Annotated in this window: 20 protein-coding genes; 13 read left to right on the forward strand and 7 right to left on the reverse strand. The window is 45.4% G+C overall.

Annotation, left to right across the window (positions count from 1 at the left end):
- Window positions 1–45 precede the first annotated feature (45 nt).
- The gene (rsmD, locus tag ACOJRU_RS15730) at window positions 46–693 is read left to right on the forward strand and encodes a 16S rRNA (guanine(966)-N(2))-methyltransferase RsmD (RefSeq protein ID WP_421132669.1); all 648 of its coding nucleotides are present in this window, start codon (window positions 46–48) and stop codon (window positions 691–693) included.
- A gap of 8 nt (window positions 694–701) precedes the next feature.
- On the opposite strand, the gene ACOJRU_RS15735 is transcribed toward rsmD, so the two are convergent.
- Window positions 702–1,283 (reverse strand): YjaG family protein, encoded by a 582-nt coding sequence (locus ACOJRU_RS15735; protein ID WP_421132670.1) that lies wholly within the window; start codon window positions 1,281–1,283, stop codon window positions 702–704.
- Window positions 1,283–1,885 (reverse strand): YhgN family NAAT transporter, encoded by a 603-nt coding sequence (locus ACOJRU_RS15740; protein ID WP_421132671.1) that lies wholly within the window; start codon window positions 1,883–1,885, stop codon window positions 1,283–1,285. Before ACOJRU_RS15740 ends, ACOJRU_RS15735 begins: the two co-directional genes overlap by 1 nt.
- A 305-nt stretch (window positions 1,886–2,190) precedes the next feature.
- On the opposite strand from ACOJRU_RS15740, the gene ACOJRU_RS15745 reads away from it, so the two are divergent.
- Window positions 2,191–2,373 (forward strand): helix-turn-helix domain-containing protein, encoded by a 183-nt coding sequence (locus ACOJRU_RS15745; RefSeq protein WP_421132672.1) that lies wholly within the window; start codon window positions 2,191–2,193, stop codon window positions 2,371–2,373.
- A 75-nt stretch (window positions 2,374–2,448) separates the two neighbouring features.
- Here the strand turns inward: ACOJRU_RS15745 and pepB are convergent, their stop codons facing one another.
- Window positions 2,449–3,726, reverse strand: a complete 1,278-nt coding sequence (gene pepB, locus ACOJRU_RS15750; protein WP_421132673.1) for an aminopeptidase PepB — start codon at window positions 3,724–3,726, stop codon at window positions 2,449–2,451.
- 117 nt (window positions 3,727–3,843) lie between these two features.
- On the opposite strand from pepB, the gene sfsA reads away from it, so the two are divergent.
- The 7 genes from sfsA to panC all read left to right on the forward strand — a co-directional run bounded on the left by sfsA (window position 3,844) and on the right by panC (window position 9,807).
- The gene (gene sfsA, locus ACOJRU_RS15755) at window positions 3,844–4,545 is read left to right on the forward strand and encodes a DNA/RNA nuclease SfsA (protein ID WP_421132674.1); all 702 of its coding nucleotides are present in this window, start codon (window positions 3,844–3,846) and stop codon (window positions 4,543–4,545) included.
- Window positions 4,546–4,766: 221 nt separating this feature from the next.
- A complete protein-coding gene (dksA, locus tag ACOJRU_RS15760) occupies window positions 4,767–5,216 on the forward strand; it encodes an RNA polymerase-binding protein DksA (RefSeq protein ID WP_421132675.1) in 450 nt (149 codons plus the stop codon).
- A gap of 62 nt (window positions 5,217–5,278) precedes the next feature.
- The gene (gene gluQRS, locus ACOJRU_RS15765) at window positions 5,279–6,199 is read left to right on the forward strand and encodes a tRNA glutamyl-Q(34) synthetase GluQRS (protein WP_421132676.1); all 921 of its coding nucleotides are present in this window, start codon (window positions 5,279–5,281) and stop codon (window positions 6,197–6,199) included.
- A 98-nt stretch (window positions 6,200–6,297) separates the two neighbouring features.
- A complete protein-coding gene (pcnB, locus tag ACOJRU_RS15770) occupies window positions 6,298–7,611 on the forward strand; it encodes a polynucleotide adenylyltransferase PcnB (RefSeq protein ID WP_421132677.1) in 1,314 nt (437 codons plus the stop codon).
- Entirely contained in the window at window positions 7,604–8,101 is a 498-nt protein-coding gene (folK, locus tag ACOJRU_RS15775) for a 2-amino-4-hydroxy-6-hydroxymethyldihydropteridine diphosphokinase (protein WP_421132678.1), read from the forward strand. Before pcnB ends, folK begins: the two co-directional genes overlap by 8 nt.
- 51 nt (window positions 8,102–8,152) lie before the next feature.
- Window positions 8,153–8,947, forward strand: coding sequence for a 3-methyl-2-oxobutanoate hydroxymethyltransferase (panB, locus tag ACOJRU_RS15780; protein WP_421132679.1), 795 nt, complete (start codon window positions 8,153–8,155; stop codon window positions 8,945–8,947).
- Between the two features lie 11 nt (window positions 8,948–8,958).
- The gene (gene panC / locus ACOJRU_RS15785) at window positions 8,959–9,807 is read left to right on the forward strand and encodes a pantoate--beta-alanine ligase (protein WP_421132680.1); all 849 of its coding nucleotides are present in this window, start codon (window positions 8,959–8,961) and stop codon (window positions 9,805–9,807) included.
- A gap of 86 nt (window positions 9,808–9,893) precedes the next feature.
- Here panC and panP read toward each other — a convergent pair whose 3' ends face one another.
- Window positions 9,894–11,528 (reverse strand): pyridoxal-dependent aspartate 1-decarboxylase PanP, encoded by a 1,635-nt coding sequence (gene panP / locus ACOJRU_RS15790; RefSeq protein WP_421132681.1) that lies wholly within the window; start codon window positions 11,526–11,528, stop codon window positions 9,894–9,896.
- A 315-nt stretch (window positions 11,529–11,843) separates the two neighbouring features.
- Between panP and ACOJRU_RS15795 the strand changes: the two genes are divergently transcribed.
- On the forward strand, window positions 11,844–12,563 hold the full coding sequence (locus ACOJRU_RS15795) for an EAL domain-containing protein (protein ID WP_421134784.1): 720 nt from the start codon (window positions 11,844–11,846) through the stop codon (window positions 12,561–12,563).
- 13 nt (window positions 12,564–12,576) lie between these two features.
- Here the strand turns inward: ACOJRU_RS15795 and trmB are convergent, their stop codons facing one another.
- From trmB to ACOJRU_RS15810, 3 genes are read right to left on the reverse strand one after another with little or no spacing between them, the layout of a single operon-like run.
- A complete protein-coding gene (gene trmB, locus ACOJRU_RS15800) occupies window positions 12,577–13,248 on the reverse strand; it encodes a tRNA (guanine(46)-N(7))-methyltransferase TrmB (RefSeq protein ID WP_421132682.1) in 672 nt (223 codons plus the stop codon).
- Window positions 13,248–14,066, reverse strand: a complete 819-nt coding sequence (locus ACOJRU_RS15805) for an ABC transporter permease (protein ID WP_421132683.1) — start codon at window positions 14,064–14,066, stop codon at window positions 13,248–13,250. Before ACOJRU_RS15805 ends, trmB begins: the two co-directional genes overlap by 1 nt.
- 8 nt (window positions 14,067–14,074) lie before the next feature.
- A complete protein-coding gene (locus ACOJRU_RS15810; protein ID WP_421132684.1) occupies window positions 14,075–14,989 on the reverse strand; it encodes an ABC transporter ATP-binding protein in 915 nt (304 codons plus the stop codon).
- Window positions 14,990–15,594: 605 nt separating this feature from the next.
- Between ACOJRU_RS15810 and pdsR the strand changes: the two genes are divergently transcribed.
- The 3 genes from pdsR to ACOJRU_RS15825 all read left to right on the forward strand — a co-directional run bounded on the left by pdsR (window position 15,595) and on the right by ACOJRU_RS15825 (window position 20,892).
- Window positions 15,595–16,284: a proteobacterial dedicated sortase system response regulator gene (pdsR, locus tag ACOJRU_RS15815; RefSeq protein ID WP_421132685.1), complete on the forward strand. Its 690-nt coding sequence runs from the start codon at window positions 15,595–15,597 to the stop codon at window positions 16,282–16,284.
- A gap of 22 nt (window positions 16,285–16,306) precedes the next feature.
- Complete coding sequence (gene pdsS, locus ACOJRU_RS15820) at window positions 16,307–18,481, forward strand: proteobacterial dedicated sortase system histidine kinase (RefSeq protein ID WP_421134785.1); 2,175 nt, start codon at window positions 16,307–16,309, stop codon at window positions 18,479–18,481.
- A 119-nt stretch (window positions 18,482–18,600) separates the two neighbouring features.
- Window positions 18,601–20,892 carry a TonB-dependent receptor gene (locus ACOJRU_RS15825; RefSeq protein ID WP_421132686.1) on the forward strand — a complete coding sequence of 764 codons (2,292 nt, stop codon included), beginning with the start codon at window positions 18,601–18,603 and terminating at the stop codon, window positions 20,890–20,892.
- Window positions 20,893–20,897: the final 5 nt, after the last annotated feature.

A 20,897-nucleotide genomic window follows, 5' to 3' on the forward strand; every position in this document is an offset into this window, starting at 1 on the left:
TTCTGAGCAAATTCGGCTACACTTGCCAACCAATTGTTTAAACGCATGATACCACTGTCAGCTACTATGAAGCGAGTTTCTCGCCCCAACAGGGCATCTTCACAATCAAAAAAACCTACTTTTGCCAAGAAATCGAGCCAGGCGGGTCAAATTCGCATTATCGGTGGCAAGTGGCGTGGGCGAAAATTACCGGTATTAGATGCAGAGGGCTTAAGGCCCACCACCGACCGAAATAAAGAAACCTTGTTTAATTGGCTGATGGGTGATGTTCAAGATGCACAATGTTTAGACGTATTTGCAGGGTCTGGCGGCTTAGGGCTTGAAGCACTTTCTCGCTATGCACAATCATGTGTATTTATTGAGCGAGACAGACAAAATGCCCAGCAGCTTGTGAAAAACATTTCGACACTTGCCATTAGCGATGCAAATGTAAAATGCGGCGATGCATTTAACGAATTACAAGCACTTGCGGGGCAAACGTTTGATATCATCTTCGTCGACCCGCCTTTTCACAAAGGGCTTATCGCGCCCACCGTGAGCGCGTTAGTGAACTACAACATTATTGCGTCGGGCGGCCTTGTTTACATGGAGCACGAGAGAGAACTGGCTGAAACGCCCTTACCGAACAACTGGCTAGTTATAAAAGAGAAACAGACCCAGGCTTTGGTATACAGACTAATCAAAGTAAGTTAGTACTTACTTTATCCTAATTCTAGCCCGATGTTAGACATGCCTTCTTCTAGCGCTATTTCTTTAAGCGCTTGCGCCGCTTTTGCGGGGTATGTGTGTGACTCAACACAATCAAGTAAAGCGTTTTGAATAGCAACTTCGAACGCCATTAATGGATGCATCTTTATATTTTCTTCTGTCGCTTCGCCCGACGACAATAGGTACGCTTCAACGCTGCCTTGCGACAATTTGCTTACCACTACTGCACCTTGTGGGTCGTCACCAGCCATTAAATTAAGTAGCCCAGCAAGACCGATCGCCGCGTCAATAGCAGGGTAAACACCGAAAAAATCATAATCAGCGGTGTCTGGGGTCGCAAGTTCAACTTTCTCTAACTGCACAGCAATATTGAATTTGCTTTTAGGCGAAGTAATCGACTCCCATACGGCGTTTAAACAATTGCGCAACGTAGGCGCATTGTCTGATTCAGTCACGTCGCAAAATAACGCATAATTGGGTAACATTCGCTCAAGTAACGCTGCACTAAACGCCACGGCTTTCCACCCTTCCAACGCGCGTACGCGGCCGAATGTGTTTAATTTTTGCGTTGTCATTATTGCGCTCCAGTAGCTTGCAAGAAGTATTGTGTGACGCCATCCAATAACATTTGAATAGCTATCATGACCAAAATCATACCCATTAATCGCTCCATAGCAACTAAGCCACGTTCTCCAAGCAATTTATGGAATACATTTGAAAACAGCAGTATCACCGCACTCACTCCCCATGCTGCACCTAATGCCATGGTCCAGTCAGTCATTCGTTCTGGGTTTTGATTGGCCAGAAGAATAAGCGCGGCAAGTGTCGAAGGGCCGGCTATCATGGGGATTGCAAGAGGTACCAAAAAGGGCTCTTCTCCTACCGCTAAACCACTCGGATTACCTGATGAAGGAAAAATCATTTTCAGTGCAATTAAAAAGAGAATAATACCGCCGGCAATGCTCACGGTTTCCTGCTCTACATTTAAGAAATTTAGAACAGACTGGCCGCTAAAAAGAAAAATAAACAGAATACCTAACGCGAACAAAAGCTCTCGAACAAGAATAATTTGGCGTCGACGAGGCTCTATTGATTTTAACACCGACATGAAAACAGGCAGATTACCGAGCGGATCCATGATCAAAAACAGCATTACCGCAGCGGACCAAGTATCCATTTTTATGCCTCTTTAAAAATCTGATGTGCTAAAAAGCGTGATAATGCAGGATTTTAATGCACTTATCGACATTAGTGTGAAAAAAGCCCTCGAAAAAATTTAATTTTACGCTTAACTTTAACAATACAACCAGTTTCGCTATGTGAAATACACAATTGTTTGTCCGCATCAGCGAGCATCATCTCGGGTTAACGTGATTACAACTTTTGGATAATGCCTTATTTCTGCTACTTTATGTTGTAATGAGGAAGTCTCGGTACCCGAAAATAAAAATACAATAAAATAAAACAAGTGGAATTCTAATAATGAGCTTAATGACGGTAAAAGAAGTTGCAGCGTTTCTTGATGTACAAGAAGCACGTGTAGAGCGCTTAGAGCGCGAAAGTTTGCTTATTGCAAAAGAAAAAGACGCAGATGGAAAGCCACTGTTTGATAACGGCGACGTTGAACGTTATAAGCAGCTAGCCGAACGTTTAGGTGGCATTTAGTACGTATTGCGCTATGTCATCGCAGTGAAATGAAGTATTAAAAAAGGTGATGCTAATGCATCACCTTTATTTAATTTAAAAATCGTGCAATAAACGAGCGATACTGCGAATACCTTTCGCGGTTGCCCCCACCGGCATTTCTGATGTCGCACCACCATGATATGCAGCCGCCAAATCGAGATGTACCCATCCCTCGGCCTTCACGAAGCGAGATAAGAACCCGGCCGCATTTGACGCACCACCGCCACCACCACCCTTCATAGGACGACTGTTTGCAGTATCAGCAAATGCTGATGGGCAGCGCTCTGCATGAAACGGTTCTAGCGGAAGAGGCCAAAAGCGTTCATTCTCTTCTTTCGCGGCTCTCAGCATTTTATCTCTAGCGTTATCATCTAACGAAAATACCGCATGATAATCTGACCCTAACGCAACCATAGCTGCCCCCGTTAAGGTAGCTGCATCAATAATAAGTGGAGCACCTGTTTCTGTTGCCGCCATCAGCCCGTCGGCGAGTACCAAGCGTCCTTCTGCGTCAGTATTGACCACTTCAACCGTGACGCCATTTTTATAAGTAAGTACATCACCAAGCTTGTAAGCATGCCCACTGATAAGGTTTTCAGCGCAGCATAAAATTAACTTAATACGCTTAGTAATCCCCTGCGTAATAGCCAAACCTAGTGCGCCGGTTACCGTTGCTGCTCCGCCCATGTCGCATTTCATGTCAAGCATACCTTCACTTGATTTAATGCTGTAACCACCACTATCAAAGGTTATGCCCTTACCTACGAGTACGGCATCGACTGGGGCGTCTTTGTCACCAGTAGGATTATAATCTAGCTCTAACATGGCCGGCGGCCTCTCACTGCCACGACCGACATTGTAAATGCCCACCCAGCCAGCTGTTAACAGGTCCTCGCCTACGGTCATGTTATAAGACACGGTTTGTTCATCAAGAGACTCAAGCCAGTCCGCGGCACGCTGTGCTAGTGTCTCAGGGCTTAGGTCTTCTGGCGTGTCATTCACCAACTGACGGGTAAAGAGCAATGCTGAGTAGCTTTGTTCTAACCAGGCTTTATCATCATTATCGGCCCAGTTAATAGCGGCCGGCTTGCGGGCACGCGTAAAGCTTAATGCAAACGCCCACTGCTGTTCTTTATGCCAATCACCTGTAAGTGTGACCGATGGGATAGCCAGACCATCTAACTTACGCGCAGCTTGCTGAATCGTTTTTTCATTGAGTTCTTCATTGGGTAGATGAATTACAGCGCCCGATGCGGTAAAACTTAATCGTGAGGCTTCGCCCCACGACGCGTCTGCTTTATCGAGAGATAAGCTTACGGTAAAGTCACTCATTACATGTATCCTTATAATATTATTGGGTCGAAAGCGAATAGCCCTACGGTATTTATTTTCGAACGCATTTACTTATTAATCTTTTACTCATTAATAAAGTACGGAGTTTTGCGCATTATGATTTTTTCTCCCCCCTTGTTACGCGGCACACTCATTAAACGCTACAAGCGTTTTTTAGCCGATGTCGCACTTGATAATGGCGACATCGTCACCGCACACTGCCCGAACACTGGGGCAATGACAGGATGTGCAGAACCAGGGTTCATCGCGTATTTATCGGTATCGGATAATCCGAAACGTAAACTGCCTTATACTTGGGAGCTCGCGCAAACCAAAGACGGCCACTTTATCGGCATTAATACGCACAATGCTAATAAGTTGGTGGCACAAGCACTAAATAACAAGGGTATAGACACGTTTTCCACCATTGATACGTACAAATGCGAGGTTACTCCGCCAGGTGGGAGCAGTCGTTTTGACTTCGCTTGCACCACACAAGGACAAACGGAATACATCGAAGTGAAATCCGTTACCCTGGCAAGGGGCAATAACGGGTATTTCCCAGATGCCGTAACGACACGCGGACAGAAACATTGCGATGAACTTGCCTCGCTTGCCACTGCGGGCGTTAAAACCACATTGCTGTTTTGTGTCCAACATACGGGTATACAATCGGTAAGCGTTGCAGAAGATATTGATCCAAACTATGCAATTGCACTTAAGAACGCGCAGCGCAAAGGCGTTCAGGTGCTGGCTTATGGCTGTACAATTGATGAACAAAAAATTCAATTAAATCAGTCACTCCCCGTAATATTATGAAAAAGGGGTTGATTTTTTTTAATTCGGCTTCATATTTGCGCCTTGCTTTACCAGTAGAACACGTAAAAAAGTAAGCTGGTCTTTGTGCTGATGATGTCAAAATTCGTATACCAGCATAATAATTACATAGACACGAGAAATTGCTTGAAACGGGCGAGTCTGTTATAGATATTCGACTCATTCAGGACAAGATGGATGTCGTAGTGTAGGAGATGTGGCAGATGCCAACAGGAAAAGAAACAAAATCACTCGGACTTTTAGCGCTTGCGGGCTTAACCCCGTATCAGCCAAAAGCAGATGAAGAATACATGGGCGAACCTCAGATGGAACATTTCCGTCTGTTGTTAAAAGCGTGGCGTAACCAGCTTCGTGAAGAAGTTGACCGTACAGTGACGCACATGAAGGATGAAGCTGCGAACTTCCCCGACCCAGTAGATCGCGCCGCTCAAGAAGAAGAATTCAGCCTTGAACTTCGAACTCGCGACCGCGAGCGTAAGCTTATCAAGAAGATTGAGAAAACATTGAAGCGCATAGAAGAAGATGACTTCGGCTTCTGCGACCAATGTGGTATCGAAATTGGTATTCGTCGATTAGAGGCACGCCCTACCGCCGACCTTTGTATCGACTGCAAAACCATGGCTGAAATTAAAGAAAAGCAACTACAAGGCTAATCGCCTACGTAGTAGGCTGAAAGTGCAGCGTGATAGCGCGCTGTACTTCCAGTCCATTCACTATGCCTACACAATCCGCTTCCCCTCCTTATATCGGTCGCTTCGCACCGTCACCCTCAGGTCAGTTACATTTCGGTTCGCTTGTTACTGCGCTTGCTAGTTATCTAGACGCTCGCCATCATAATGGTTCGTGGCTGGTAAGAATGGAGGATATCGACGAACCTCGCTGTATTGCAGGCATTGATAAAGCAATACTCAACACGCTCGACGTTCACGGTTTACAATGGGATGGTTCTGTTGTGTATCAAACCCAGCAACACGAACGATATCAAGACACGCTGAGTTCCCTTATAGCGGATAAAAAAGCCTATTACTGCACGTGTACCAGGAAACAAATTAAAGCACAGGGCGGCCGATACCAGGGAACATGCCGCGGGAGTCACTGCTTTCGTGACGATGCCGCTATACGGTTGACCTTAAACTCTTCGCTCCCCTCGTTTATCGATGGTATACAAGGACAGATCACACCGGCCTATGCACTGGCAGAAGATATTATTATCAAGCGACGAGATGGGCTGTTTGCTTACAACCTCGTGGTGGCCCTTGATGATGAGTTTCAAGGTGTTACGCATATAGTACGTGGTAGCGATTTAATAGACGTAACCCCCTTACAACTATGTGTGTATGACGCCCTTAGCCTCACCACACCACAATACTGCCATGTACCTGTGGCTAGCGTTTCCCCTGGAAGAAAACTAAGCAAGCAGAACCACGCGGTCCCCATTTGCAATCAGCGTCCCCTCGACAACCTTATCCGTGCACTGGCATTTCTTGGGTTTTCGCACATCAATTGCGCCGATTATGATACGGTAGACACGTTATTGAACGCTGCAATTGAACGTTGGGACAGAAAAGTCGTGCCTAATGTTGCTGAAATTATTGTCGATCGCAGCGAATCCACTTATCATAGCGACCCTTTATAGTTCTTGGAGATACCATCATCATTCATCGTGTTTTTAATTCTGTTAAGCGCGCATTTTCAAAGGAAAGTGGCGAAAGCACAGCATTAGCTCCTCGAATTATGACTCGCGGTGAGCATGGCATTTCTCGCGAAGATATCAGCCCTAGTGCACTTAAAGTTATGTATCGTTTAAATGGCGCAGGGTTCGAATCGTATTTAGTGGGGGGCTGTGTCCGCGACATTTTGATGGGCCATGAACCGAAAGATTTTGATGTGGTTACCAATGCGACGCCAGAACAAATTAAAGGGTTGTTTAAAAATTGTCGGTTAATAGGCCGTCGATTTAGGCTTGCGCATATTGTTTTTGGCAGAGAAATTATTGAAGTGGCGACCTTTAGAGGGCACCACGGCGAAGACCAAGACGAAAGCACACCAAAAGCAAAAGCGCTAGGTAAGCAAGACGCGCAAGGACAATTGTTACGAGATAACGTATTTGGCTCTATTGAAGAAGATGCCGAACGTCGCGACTTTACGTTTAACGCCATGTATTACAGTGTCGCCGATTTCACCGTCAAAGATTTCGCCAACGGCCTGCAAGCAATTGAGAAGCGCGAAGTTGCGCTGATCGGCGATCCTGAAGTTCGTTTTAGAGAAGACCCGGTGCGCATGCTGCGAGCAGTACGTTTTGCCGTTAAGCTGTCTATGCGAATCGAAGCAAAGACTGCAGCCCCAATAAAGCAACTTGCTAATCTACTGAACAATATTCCACCCGCACGTTTATTTGAAGAAACGCTTAAATTGTTTTTATCGGGCAAAGGAGAAGAAACCTTCTTAATGCTCAGAGAATACGGTTTGATTGAGCCTCTTTTTCCGCAGTTGGCCCCCTTTCTTCAAGATGAAAATAGCAGGGAAATGCAGTTCGTTCGCAAGGTACTACAAAATACTGATGAAAGAATTAACAGTAACCAACGTGTAACACCGGCTTTCTTGTATGCCGCGCTGCTTTGGTACCCGCTTGAGGAACGCTCACAGGTGCTTCAAGCTGAATCAGGGTTAAATGCTCACGACGCGTTCAACCTTGCATCAGGTGAAATCATCGCGCGGCAAACGCAGCGCATCATGATCCCTAAGCGCTTCTCTACCGTCATTCGAGATATCTGGATATTACAACAGCGCTTACCTAAACGATTTGGTAAACGTGCATTCCAGCTTCTTACTCACCCTAAATTTAGAGCAGGTTACGACTTCCTTTTGGTTAGAGGCCAAATTGAAGGCGGTGAATTGCTCACGCTTGCACAATGGTGGACACAGTTTCAGCATGCCGATGGCACCAAACAGCGGGGTATGCTTAATGCACTGCGCAAATCCGAAACGGGCGCACCGAAACCGAAAAAGCGAAAACGCCGACCAGCAAAGCGAGATTCTGATGCATAACGAACACGTTTACATTGGTATTGGTAGTAACTTAGGCGAATCACAGCAGCAAATTAGCCTCGCGTGTGAAGCAATGTCGGCGCTACCAAACACGCGCCTACTCAACACCTCTTCGTTGTATTGTAGCAAGCCTATGGGCCCACAAAATCAACCAGACTATATCAACGCGGTATGTCTTATTGAGACTGGCCTAACGCCGCACGAGCTGTTAACAGCGCTACAGCAAATAGAGCAGGACAACGGCCGCACGCGTGACGGCGAACGTTGGGGAGCGCGCACGCTAGACCTAGACATTTTACTTTATGGTAGCGAAACCATTGACACTACCGATCTGACTGTCCCCCATTGCGGCATGCCTGAACGCGAGTTTGTGTTAGTTCCACTTTTTGAAATCGCGCCCATGATGATAATGCCAGACGGCAAGCCCATATCACACTGGGTTGCCAACTGTTCACTGGATGGCTTAAAACGCCTATCTACTTCCAATTAATAGCAAAATCCGTATAGTTCGCCACTCAATACCAACATATTGGACCCTATCATGAAGAAAGTTACCGTATCGAGCCTTCTGAAAAAGAAGCAAGCAGGTGAAAAAATCACGTCGTTAACTGCCTATGATGCAAGCTTTGCGAAGATGTTTGATGAGCAAGGTATCGACGCCTTATTGATTGGCGATTCACTTGGCATGGTACTTCAAGGTGAAGACGATACGCTGCCCGTGACAATTGATGATATTGCATACCATACTCGCAGTGTGCGACGCGGTACAAACCGTGCGTTTGTACTTGCTGACATGCCCTTTATGTCTTACGCCACACCAGAACAAACCTATTCCAATGCTGCAAAATTGATGGCAGCGGGCGCGAGCATGGTCAAAATGGAAGGCGGTAGCTGGTTATGCGACACCATTACAGGCCTGAATGAGCGCGGTGTACCTGTGTGTGGTCACTTAGGATTAACCCCTCAGTCTGTCCACGTTTTTGGTGGGTTTAAAGTACAGGGTAGAGAAGCCGATAAAGCACAACGTTTGCTTGATGAAGCAAAAGCACTAGAAGCAGCTGGCGTGCAACTGCTCGTTCTTGAATGCGTTCCATCGTCACTGGGCAAAGCCGTCAGTGAGGCTTTAGCTATTCCGGTCATTGGCATTGGTGCAGGCAAAGACACCGATGGCCAAATCTTAGTCATGCACGACATGTTTGGAATTAGCGCTAACTACATGCCCAAATTTTCTAAAAATTATTTATCTGAAACGGGCGATATGCGAAAAGCAGTTAAACAGTATATTGATGATGTTAGCAACGGCGTATTCCCTTCTGCTGAACACAGCTTTGAATAGTTGAACATAAAATGAACGTTATTACTGATATTCCGTCGCTTCGCGCGTGTATTACCGCATGGAAACGCAATGCTGAAACGGTAGGTTTCGTGCCCACTATGGGTAACCTCCACGAGGGCCATTTGCAATTAGTGAAGCACGCTAAAGCAAATAATCACCGTGTGATTGTAAGCATTTTTGTCAATCCTATGCAGTTTGGCGCAAATGAAGATTTAGATGCCTATCCGCGAACGATTGAAGAAGACAAAGCTAAGCTCATCGCAGAAGGCGCAGATGCCGTCTTTTTACCCAGCGTTTCGGATATGTATCCTGCAGGGCTTAACGCACAAACTTATGTAGAAGTGCCTGGTATCTCTGACTTACTGTGCGGCGCCAGCCGCCCAGGCCATTTTCGGGGCGTAGCTACGGTTGTCACCAAATTATTTAATATGGTGCAACCCAATGACGCCTTCTTTGGCGAAAAAGACTTCCAGCAACTCTGTGTAATTCGCACAATGACCCGAGACTTATCAATGCCAATCACTATTCATGGCATTGCTACGCAAAGAGAGTCATCTGGACTTGCGATGAGCTCACGTAATGGCTATTTGTCAGACGAACAAAAAGCAACGGCGTCTATTATATATCGTGAAATGAAAGCGACCGAACAGCAGATTGTCTCAGGTGAACGCGATTATCAAATGCTTGCATCAATGCTGCAAGATAAGCTGATAAGTGTGGGCTTTAAAAAAGACTATGTACATATTGTGAATACAACAACCTTTATGCCGGCGTCGACAGAGGATACCGATATCGTAATTTTAATCGCGGCATTTATGGGTACAACACGCCTTATTGATAATCTTCAGATACGCATTTAATTATCGTATTTCAAAACAAAAAAAGCCCCGATAAACAACGTCTATCGGGGCTTTTTTGGGGCTTTTTTGTAAGTAAGGCTGTATGGTTACGCGATAAGTAACGAGGTATCTGTCGCTATTGCCTCTAGTTCTTTCCAAAGGTTAGTCTTTTTCGCAATCATATGCTGCTCTGCAAGAATGGCTGCTAAATCGTTATGGCTTGTTAACGGGTTTGCCAATACGACTCTAAATACCGTGATACATTTTGAAGGGTAATCAGGTGCCTCTAACCGGGTACGCGAAACAAAACTTTTCCCCGCCTCACGCTGCTGCTTCTGCACAACGACCGCTAACGCATCTATTTTTTCGTTAATCAGATGGCGCGTTTTTGCATCAACATGCTTCAGAGTCTCTTGCACAACTGCAGGACAAACTCGGTATGTAAGAAGGGAGAGCGTAGGCGTTGTTGTAAGCTCAAAATCTTTATGTTTATTGATCATGTCAGCAAAGGCAGTGGCCTTTTCGATGCTGCTATCTATCAACAGTTCGTACCCCTTACGACCAAAAATATGAAGGGCGGAATACACCATCATGGCCATTCCGTTTCGTGAACCTTCGAGGGTAGTTGCCCCTAAGTCTTTTGAGCCTTCACGCAGAATATACTGAGCATGATGCCTAACCACATTGGCGTCTTGTGGATTCTTAAACAACGCCATACCTGCACCCATGGGCACATACATTTGCTTGTGCGCGTCGATGGTCACTGAGTCTGCACGCTCTATGCCTTTTAATCTTGACTTATAGCGCTCTGAAAATAACGTAGCGCCTCCCCATGCCGCATCGACATGGAACCAACACCCTAACTCTTTCGCAACATCAGCCAGTTCGTTAAGGGGGTCAACGTGACCGGTTTCTGTTGTTCCTCCAACGCCAACAATAGCGAGCAGCTTATTACCTTCTTCTTGATAACGCTTTCCTGCTCTAAGCGCCTTTTCTGGGTCAAGAGTCTGGTAAGGTGCAGGGAGTGTAATAAGTTGGTCACGCCCTAGGCCTAATGCGTCTACCGCTTTAGACAATGAATAATGCCCCCGCTTTGAGCACATTACACCTAAATTATTAATATTATGAAAGCGATACGCTGCGGCTAAACCCGTTTTTGCAACGCCTTTAAAACCAGGCTGAGGGCCTAATATTTTATTTCTTGCCACCCATAACGCAGTGATATTAGCAATGGTACCGCCGGAACAGAACGCGCCTAAGGCATGCTTTGCGCTGTGAAGGTGCTTGTTATAAAAAGGTTCTGATTGGTCATAGACGAGGTTATGCATCATGCCCAAGACTTGGCGCTCTAAAGGCGTAAACGCTTTAGATGTCTCAATTTTCACTAGGTTCTGATTCAGCCCCACCATCAATTTAGATAGCGGCAAATGAAAGTACGGTAACGCCGACGTCATGTGCCCAATAAAAGAGGGGGAGTAGGTATTAACAGAATGCGCAACAAGCTTATCAAGTAACTTTTCGGCATGTGTAGACACGAACTCTGGTGATTCGGGCACTTTAGAATCGGAAAAGTCTTTCTCTACCTCTTCTAATGAAGTCTTTTTAGTAACAACATGCTGCGACAAAAAATCTAAGATATTGTCAGACAGGTGTTGCTCTATTTGTGCCATCTTTGAGTCTTTGTGTTCAGGTTTGGTAAATACCCTAAACAGGTGCTCCAGACTAACTTGTGCTTCACCCACTAAAGACACCTCATTGAACCGTAATACATAGCATGAAACATGCAAACTATACCGGTTGTTTTGGTTGCACACCGGCGTGACAACAACATGTTGTAACCCACCTATGAAAACGTGTTGGAATGTTTTCACGGGTTGCGAACTTTACCTCAGATTACGAAACACGCCAAGGTCTATCCGACAAAATTGGCGTTATCGTACCCTAATACGTTGATTTGATATTGTTCAGACCACTCGACATATTCAAAGCATACCCTTTTTGTTAACTCTGCTATATTTTAAATATCAATAACATTAAAGAAGTGGGGGCTATTGCCTATGCCGATAAGAGAGATAAGTGAGGCATTTGCCGTTGATGATATCGTGCCCTATTTCCAGCCTATTATAGATTTGCAAAGCCAACATGTGTGGCGTTATGAGTGTCTAGCCCGGTTGGTAACAGGTAATGATAAAATGTTTCTACCAAGCGAGTTCTTATACTTAATTGAGCGAGACAAACATGTACAAGCCCTTACTGAAAGCATGTTTTGCCAATGCGCGGCTTATTTTGAGAACATCAATATACCGTGGAACATTAACATTAGCGCGACAGATTTATTAGATAAAGGGCTTACCACCCGCCTAATTGCACATTTAGCAAATTACCCGAACCCTGAACGCGTAAGCGTCGAAATAAGCGCCTCAAGTGCACTTTCAAACCCTATAGAGGTTGCACGCTTTGTAGAACGAAATATGCAGGCAGGAATAGGCGTGTTTATCGATAATGTGGGAACATGCCCAGGCAACATAAAAGGGTTAATGAAACTGCCCATTAGAGGCATAAAACTCGCCGGAGGCCTTATTCGGCATTACAGTCAACAAGGCGAGGTCAATGAATATGTCAATTACTTGCTCTCAATGTGCGAGGACAACGGGGTAACCGTTATTGCCGAGCATATTGAAAACGATATCTTGTTAGAACGCTTGGCATCCTTACCGATTCGCTATGCACAAGGCTATGTATTCAGTCCACCTGCACCCAATACACAGCCTCATTAGCTTACGCTCTTTACTATTCAGCTTCCTCTGAATTGCACACAAGCTGCCAACATTGCTGGCCGCTAGCAGTGTATTTTCTCTCAAACGGCGTTATGGGTGTTGCGCTATTCACTTCTGATAAACGCCCCTCAACGCCATAGTGTTTTGCCGCCTGAGCAAACTCCATGACATAAATAAGCCAGTTGCTTCTTACTTCAATATTTGGCGTGATAGCAAGTAAATCTGGCATCGCAGCACTCGCATGCCATCGCTTTTGAACCTGCGTTTTTTTAGGGTAGGGGTTGGGGTATAGCAGGTAGTGCTGCACCACGTTCCATTGCGCTTTCACGACTAAACGCCAAAAGTCATTCACGTCGGCACGTATTACGCGGTAGTTGTCTTGCCCGGCACTGTAATGTTGATGTTTGTTCACACGCAAAGCGGACTTATCAAGACCTATAACACGACATTCAGGGTTCGCATTAGCAATGTGCGCTGTGCTCTCCCCTACACCGCAACATGAATCAAGAATAATTGGGCCGCTGTAGCTATCCAACCACGCCTGTGCTTCATCGAACGCAGCTTGCGTATGTTCACCGAGGGGACGCATATTGGTCGACTGCTTGTACTTCAACACTAACTCATCGAGCTTTTCATGCACGCCGATTTGATTGGTTGTGATTGACCGAGAATTTCCGTCTGACATTAGCTACGAATACCTTTTCCTGTTTTCAGTAGGTAGTACGCAATACTGAAAAGCACGATATTAAAACCCACTAATAGTGATAGTGACACCGTCACATCAACATCGGAAACCCCTAAAAAACCATAGCGAAAGCCGTTAACCATATACACAACAGGGTTTGCCTTACTCACCATTTGCCAAAACTCAGGCAACAGTGTCAGCGAATAGAAAACACCGCCAAGATAAGTAAGTGGTGTAAGCACAAAAGTAGGCACTACACTAATGTCATCGAAGGTTTTCGCAAATACAGCGTTAATAAGCCCTGCTGTTGCAAATAGGGTCGCGGTAAGCAAAAGGGTAATGGCGATGATCGCTAGGCTGTGAATGCTAACATCGACAAAAAACAACGACACAAGCGTAACGATAATCCCGATAAGAATTGCGCGGGCAACACCACCACCCACGAACCCTAATATAATCACCGATGTCGGCACGGGAGAAACCAGCAGCTCTTCAATGTTGCGCTGAAACTTAGCGCTAAAAAACGAAGAGGAGACATTGGAGTAGGAGTTGGTGATCACCGACATCATAATGAGACCCGGTACAATGAACTCCATATAAGAAAAGCCACCCATTTGACCGATGCGGTTACCAATAAGACTACCGAAAATAACAAAATAGAGGCTCATGGTGATCGCTGGAGGCACAAGCGTTTGCACCCATATACGTAAAAAGCGCGTGCATTCTTTAATCCAAATGGTGGTAAGCGCAACGTAATTTTGTTTAAACCAGTTAATCTTTTCTTCGGATGTGTGTGTTGTTACTGATGCTTTACTCATGTTTTTAATTATCCTTTCGAAGATTCAACTAAGCGCACAAAGAGTTCTTCAAGGCGGTTTGATTTGTTACGCATGCTCATAACCTGTATGCCTTGTGCAGACAACTGCGCAAAAACAGGGTTTAGCCCTTCGGCCTTTTCAACATCAACTTCCAATGTGTGGTCATCTAGCAACCGCGTTTCAAAACCGTCTAGCGTTGGTGGTTGTGGCGTTGTGGTGATGTCTAAAACAAAGGTTTCTACATTTAGCTTGGCTAACAGCGCTTTCATGCTAGTGTTCTCAACAATAATACCTTTGTTGATAATAGCGATGTTTTTACACAGCATTTCTGCTTCTTCAAGGTAATGCGTAGTAAGAATGATGGTGATGCCTTGCTTATTGATTTCTTCAAGGAAGCTCCACATTGCACGACGTATTTCAATATCAACACCAGCGGTCGGCTCGTCTAAAATTAGCAACTTAGGCTCGTGCATAAGCGCTCTGGCAATCATCAATCTACGCTTCATGCCGCCAGATAATTCACGTGCACGCGCGTCTCTCTTTTCCCATAGGTCAAGCTTCGCAAGGTACTTCTTCGCCCTTTCTTTGGCAATGCTGCGCGGTACACCATAATATCCGGCTTGGTTAAGCACGATTTGCAGCACCGTTTCAAACTGATTAAAGTTAAACTCTTGGGGAACTAAGCCAATGCAAGACTTTGCCAATTCTTTTTGGCTATGCAGGTCGTATCCGAATACAGATACCTGCCCGTCTGTTTGATTAACTAAAGAACTGATAATCCCAATGGTCGTAGACTTCCCTGCCCCGTTAGGCCCTAGTAACGCAAAAAAGTCACCCTCTTCTACTGTTAGGTCCACCCCTTTTAGCGCTTGTACGCCACCCTTATAGGTTTTTTTTAACCCACGAATATTCAACGCTTTCATGTTAAGCCTGTTTGTTGAGTGTTAGTGCTAATCTGCTTGGGCGTCATACGCGAAGCATGCAAAATAATATACGCTATTGTATCGCAATATTATCACTGAACGAATAAATGCACGATTTAGCATGGTTTTTTAGCGGTAGATGGCTAACCACGGGGGTATCCAACCCATCTAAGTGGTTAGCGTGCCCACACATTGTCTGTTCGTGTTAACGCCATAGACCTTACTATGTCATAGCTACTGCCAACGAAGCTATGCCTGACAAGCCATGGCTATATGCGAACGGAATAAAAAAGCGTTATGCACTGCTAGGAAGGGTGGATGTTACCGGCCGTTATTAGAAAAAGGCGCTGTGGATGGTTGGGGACGCATCACACAGCGCAAAGGTACTACTTGAAACAGGGGGGAACGCTAAGACAAACTTAACGTTATGTGCATTACACCAACAGACAATGGCAATACGCATGGCCAAAAAAGGAAAAGTGCTGACGATTTACGGGAAATGTGGCACAAATGAGGCGTTGTTGAGGATTTTGTGCCGAACTTAAGCAATCCAGAAGTGACAAAGGTATAGTGAATAATCATCATTCGTTATTGAGAATAACATTATGCCTAAGACGATTGCGCTTGTTGAAGACGATGCGGCTATTCGAGAAAACTACATTGTGGCCCTTAAAACGCATGGCTATACGGTAAACGCGTTTGAAGATCGCCCAAGTGCATCAGCCTCATTTGCCCATGAATTGCCCGACTTAGCAATTATTGATATCGGCCTAAAGGAAGAAATAGAGGGCGGCTTTATGCTATGTCAGCAGTTAAGAAGCTTATCTCAGAGCTTGCCGATTATCTTTTTTACAGCCAGAGACAATGACGTTGATACCATTAGTGGGCTTCGCATGGGTGCCGACGACTACCTCACGAAAGACATTAGCATGGCGCACCTACTTGCGCGCATTGCCGCCTTATTTCGCCGTACCGACCTACTGGCAACGCCAGTGACACAAAAAGATGAAATTCGCGTTGGTGCACTGAAACTTGATGCATCTCGAATGACGGTAAGCTGGAAAGACGAACCGGTAATGCTTACCGTCACCGAATTCTGGATGCTACATGCATTAGTAAAACGTCCCGGGCACGTAAAAAGTCGTCAGCAGTTAATGGACGAATCTCGTATGGTTGTTGACGATACAACTATCACATCGCATATAAAGCGCATGAGGAAAAAGTTTATTCAATTAGACGCACAATTCGACCATATCGATACCGTTTATGGCATGGGTTACCGATGGCAACTATAGCGCCACGTTAATGAATTTCACCATGCCATTTCGCTTCTCATTACGCATACAGTTGCTTATTTTGTCACTGTTTTTATTTGCTATCCCGTTTCTGGGATACAAATACGTGTGGGAGCTTGAGCAGTACCTGCGAATTGGGCAGGAGCAAACTATGATTGGTACCGCTCGCGCCGTAGCAACCGCCCTTCATGAACGTCCGGCCTTATTCAATAGTCAGTCGGCTTACCTTAAAGATGTGCGCCCAGGAACAGATTTATACGCGCCGCCTATTCCCAATCCTATCCGACTAGATGGTGAGCTAAACGACTGGACGAAAATACGCTCGCTCTCTAGCCGCTATGGTAAAAGTGAAATAGTAGACAACTTCGAAGCAGATATATCACACCCTGTGACGCTATCGTTTAATCATATGGTGGGGCGTTATGGTCAATTTTTATATGCGATGTTTGAAGTAACCGACGATACGTTACTGTGGCGTCAGCCTAATAGTTTGAGCGTTGAACGTGGCGATCACCTTATTATCGGTATGGTGACTGAAGAGAAAGAACTTGTCAGGTTTGTCATTGCGCCCTACGAAAGCGGATGGGTCAATGCCTACAAACTGGCTCCTTCATTAACCTCTTCGCGGGCAACCGAAAATGCCCTCAATATTCAAGGCAAATGGCAAGAAACAACTAATGGCTACAACATTGAGCTTCGTTTTCCGTTAACCCTTACCACCGGCGCACTCGCGTTTGCCATCGTTGATGTAGATAACCCCCTAACGCGAACAAAAAATTATGCCATAGGCACTGCTAACCCAAATAATATCGATGAGCTCGGTACCGTCATCACACCCTCTCCAGAAATAGAACGCATTTTATCAGGGTTACAATATGCTGATTCGCGAGTATGGGTGATAGATAAGCACAAGCGCGTGCTAGCGCGTGCAGGAGATATTCAAATCGCAGAGGGTATCAACGTAGGCGAACGAAGAACATCGTCATCACAAATTTGGCGATGGGTAGAAACCCATTGGCTTTTGCCCCTTTATTACAACATCCTAACTAAACCGCCTGAAGCCTTCATTGATGAGCTTGATAAGGCCTACGCACTTGAAGGGCAAGAATTAGGTGCTGCATTGATAGGGCAACCGGAATCGTTATGGCGACTTTCATCAGATAACAAAGCCATCATTCTCTCTGCAGCTTACCCTATTTTTATTGATGGAGAGGTAATGGGAGCGGTTGTTGTCGAGCAAACAACTAACGGTATTCGCACCTTAAGGAACCGCGCATTAGAACAGCTGTTTCACGTCATTCTTGCCGTTATGCTGCTCGGCACCTTAGGGCTTTTATTGTTTGCGAGCAGAATATCCAATCGTATCAGAGCATTAAGAGACAGTACGGAAGCGATAATCGATAGGAATGGAAAGATTATCGGCGCACTACCGCCTTCCAGACATTTTGATGAGATTGGCGATCTTTCTCGTTCTTTTTCCAATGTGTTGTCTCGCCTTACTCAATACAATTCATACCTTGAAAATATGGCGTCTCGTCTCTCACACGAGCTTCGTACACCTATTGCTGTGGTTAAATCGTCCCTCGACATGCTTGCCCACGTTAACGACACCAGCCAACAAGAGGTGTTCATTCAGCGTGCACAATCTGGCATTAGTCGATTGAGTAATATCCTTAATAGTATGAGCGAAGCATCTCGTTTAGAGCAGGCCATTGAAGGCGAAGAGAAAGTTATATTTGATATTGGCAACGTACTGTCTGGCTGTATTGAGGGGTATCGACATGCATATACCCACCGACAATTTACTTTTGAGCGCAATGAGGAAGCCCTGAAAGTAAGTGGCTCACCTGATCTTATTGCGCAAATGCTTGATAAAATTATTGCCAATGCGGTGGATTTTAGTCATGACAATGACACCATTGGTACGATTATCACCGTGAAAGACAAACACGTGGTGTTAACAGTCACGAATCCTGGTCCATGCCTTCCGGAAGGAATGAAAGCAGAGCTGTTACAGTCTATGGTCTCTGTGCGAACAGAAAACGAAAGTCAGCACTCTCCTCACTCAGTACATTTAGGGCTAGGGCTCTACATTGCCAATATCATTGCGGTCTTTCATCACGGCACCCTTTCACTCAACAATGCGCGTGACCTCAGCGGCGTAGAAGTCACACTTACCCTCCCTCTTGTTTCCTAACTGTTCAGATTTACTAAAGTCACCTTTTAATTATTCCAAATGATAATTATTATCATTTGCATTTACTTGTCACTTTTTATTCCTTACACTTCTTCGCCTCACACTTTAGGGAATACATAATGAAAAACACACGATTAACCATGGGGGCGCAAACCATTGCCGCTGCGTTAGCCTTTGGGAACACCACTGCACTTGCACAAGAAGAAAACACCCAGTGCGAAGAAAACACCGCAGCCTGTCAGGTGCCAAATGATGAAGCGATTGAGCTTATTCGTATTCATGGCGTACAACAGTCTATCTATCGCTATGATAAATCGGGCGACCCCCGTCGTGTAGCCGATCTGGTCGACACCCCGCAAACGATCAGCGTACTGACCCAAGACCAAATTCAAGAAAGTGGGAAAACTGACCTTAAAGATATCTTGGCGGCGCAAGCAGGCGTTACACTCGGGACAGGAGAAAACGGTAACGCGTTCGGCGATAGATATATCATTCGTGGCCATGAAGCACGCAGTGATGTGTTTGTTGATGGTCTTCGTGATCCGGGTATGACAACACGAGAAAGTTTTGCCACGGAACGTGTTGAAATTACCAAAGGTCCAAGTGCAACATTTGCTGGCCGAGGCTCATCGGGCGGTGCGGTCAACTCAATTACGAAGAAAGCATCAACCAGTTATGATTTTGGTCGTGTAGATGCGGCGATTGGCACCGACGAGCATACTCGCCTAACCATAGACCTAAACAAAACCCTTACTGAGAATAGTGGTATTCGAATTAATGCGTTGACTGCATCTGAAGACAAGCCTGGCAGAGAAGGCATTGAGCGTAATAGAGACGGCATTCAGCTTTCCTATGTTAATCAACCAACCGACAGACTGTCGTTTACCGGTGATATTTACTACCTTAACGCGAAGGACAAGCCAGACCTAGGCAGTTACTACGACCGCGACGCGGGTGAACCTCTCAAAGACATTCCTGTTTATGCCCAAGATCAAGACTTTTTAAATTCTGAAGTCACCACATTTACCCTTCGCACCGAATACGATATCAGCGATAACGTACGGTTCTATAACGCAACACGTGTGGGTAAAACACAGAACGAATATGTCACAACAGGAATGAGCGGTACGACAAGAGATGCCACCGATCCCGATGCACCAGGCGCAGATACGCTGCGTTTAAGCAATCATCAAGGGTGGCAGGATGTTGACTATGTTACTACCCAGTTCAATGTGTTTTGGGACACTCAGTTCGCAGGATTCGAGCACCAATGGGTGTTTGGTTTTGAGTATACGCAAGAGTCTGTCGATAACGGCGTGTTCAATATGGGTTATACCAATGACACCAACTGTTTAACGTCTGGGCGTCGTGGTGTGTCTGAAAACTACTGTATCATTGGTGCCAACGGCGATTTAGTGGATAACATCAATAGCATTATGGGTAAAACCTATACACGTGGAAATGTTGATGCGTTGTTTGATATCGAAACCTACTCACTGTACGCGATGGATACACTTGCACTTACCGACGCATTAGACGTATTTTTTGGCGTACGTGTTGATAGCTACGATTACACCAACCAGACCACAACCGAGCGCTTTGACTTTTCTGATGAACTCTACAATGGTCATCTCGGCCTTGTTTATGAGGTTACTGAAAACGGAAACCTTTACGCGTCATACAGCACCGCAACGAATATTAATGGTGGTGAATCGGATTTAGGCGCAAATTGTGGCTATGGAGGTCTTTGCGGAACGCCAGATCAAGCAGCACAAGCCGATCCTGAACAAGTCGAAAACATCGAAATTGGTACTAAATGGATGTTATTCGATGAGAAGCTTATGGCGAACGCAGCAGTTTTTCGCATTACTAAAAGCGATGTGCATGAAAGTGTTGGCGATGCCTACTCTACATTAGGCACTCTGAATACGGGAGAAAACCGCGTTGAAGGTATCGAGTTTGGTGTAAGTGGCGACATTACTGACAAACTAAGCGTTCAAGCATCTGCAGCCATTATGGATTCAGAGGTCCTTGCGTCTTATGATACTGACAATGTAGGCCTTGCGCTGAGCAACTTTGCTGATAAAAGTTTTTATCTCCAAATGCGTTATCAACCTAATGAGACGTTTGCGTTTGGTGGTGATTACAGCTATCAATCTGAGATGTTTGGTGGTCAACCCGATACGGCAGCAGGATACAACGCTGACAGTGGTCAGTATTCTATCGTTGTGCCGCATTACCAAGTGATAAACTTGTTTGCTAATTACTACCACTCAGAGTCAGTCACATTCCGCGTAAATATTGGCAATGCACTTGACGAAGAGTACTGGACGGCAGCATATCGTTCTGGCGCATTTATGTATATCGGTGATGGCCGTAATGTGACAGGCACGATAAATTACGAGTTCTAAACGCA

It is taken from the genome of Alteromonas algae, assembly GCF_049117195.1.
Taxonomy (GTDB): domain Bacteria; phylum Pseudomonadota; class Gammaproteobacteria; order Enterobacterales; family Alteromonadaceae; genus Alteromonas.

Coding starts and splice junctions, on each gene's coding strand:
- pcnB (WP_421132677.1), top strand. CDS start 6,298: ATGACTCGCGGTGAGCATGGCATTTCTCGCGAAGATATCAGCCCTAGT.
- pdsR (WP_421132685.1), top strand. CDS start 15,595: ATGCCTAAGACGATTGCGCTTGTTGAAGACGATGCGGCTATTCGAGAA.
- ACOJRU_RS15825 (WP_421132686.1), top strand. CDS start 18,601: ATGAAAAACACACGATTAACCATGGGGGCGCAAACCATTGCCGCTGCG.
- ACOJRU_RS15810 (WP_421132684.1), bottom strand. CDS start 14,989: ATGAAAGCGTTGAATATTCGTGGGTTAAAAAAAACCTATAAGGGTGGC.
- trmB (WP_421132682.1), bottom strand. CDS start 13,248: ATGTCAGACGGAAATTCTCGGTCAATCACAACCAATCAAATCGGCGTG.
- pdsS (WP_421134785.1), top strand. CDS start 16,307: ATGCCATTTCGCTTCTCATTACGCATACAGTTGCTTATTTTGTCACTG.
- ACOJRU_RS15745 (WP_421132672.1), top strand. CDS start 2,191: ATGAGCTTAATGACGGTAAAAGAAGTTGCAGCGTTTCTTGATGTACAA.
- sfsA (WP_421132674.1), top strand. CDS start 3,844: ATGATTTTTTCTCCCCCCTTGTTACGCGGCACACTCATTAAACGCTAC.
- ACOJRU_RS15795 (WP_421134784.1), top strand. CDS start 11,844: ATGCCGATAAGAGAGATAAGTGAGGCATTTGCCGTTGATGATATCGTG.
- pepB (WP_421132673.1), bottom strand. CDS start 3,726: ATGAGTGACTTTACCGTAAGCTTATCTCTCGATAAAGCAGACGCGTCG.
- ACOJRU_RS15735 (WP_421132670.1), bottom strand. CDS start 1,283: ATGACAACGCAAAAATTAAACACATTCGGCCGCGTACGCGCGTTGGAA.
- dksA (WP_421132675.1), top strand. CDS start 4,767: ATGCCAACAGGAAAAGAAACAAAATCACTCGGACTTTTAGCGCTTGCG.
- ACOJRU_RS15740 (WP_421132671.1), bottom strand. CDS start 1,885: ATGGATACTTGGTCCGCTGCGGTAATGCTGTTTTTGATCATGGATCCG.
- panB (WP_421132679.1), top strand. CDS start 8,153: ATGAAGAAAGTTACCGTATCGAGCCTTCTGAAAAAGAAGCAAGCAGGT.
- folK (WP_421132678.1), top strand. CDS start 7,604: ATGCATAACGAACACGTTTACATTGGTATTGGTAGTAACTTAGGCGAA.
- panC (WP_421132680.1), top strand. CDS start 8,959: ATGAACGTTATTACTGATATTCCGTCGCTTCGCGCGTGTATTACCGCA.
- gluQRS (WP_421132676.1), top strand. CDS start 5,279: ATGCCTACACAATCCGCTTCCCCTCCTTATATCGGTCGCTTCGCACCG.
- rsmD (WP_421132669.1), top strand. CDS start 46: ATGATACCACTGTCAGCTACTATGAAGCGAGTTTCTCGCCCCAACAGG.
- ACOJRU_RS15805 (WP_421132683.1), bottom strand. CDS start 14,066: ATGAGTAAAGCATCAGTAACAACACACACATCCGAAGAAAAGATTAAC.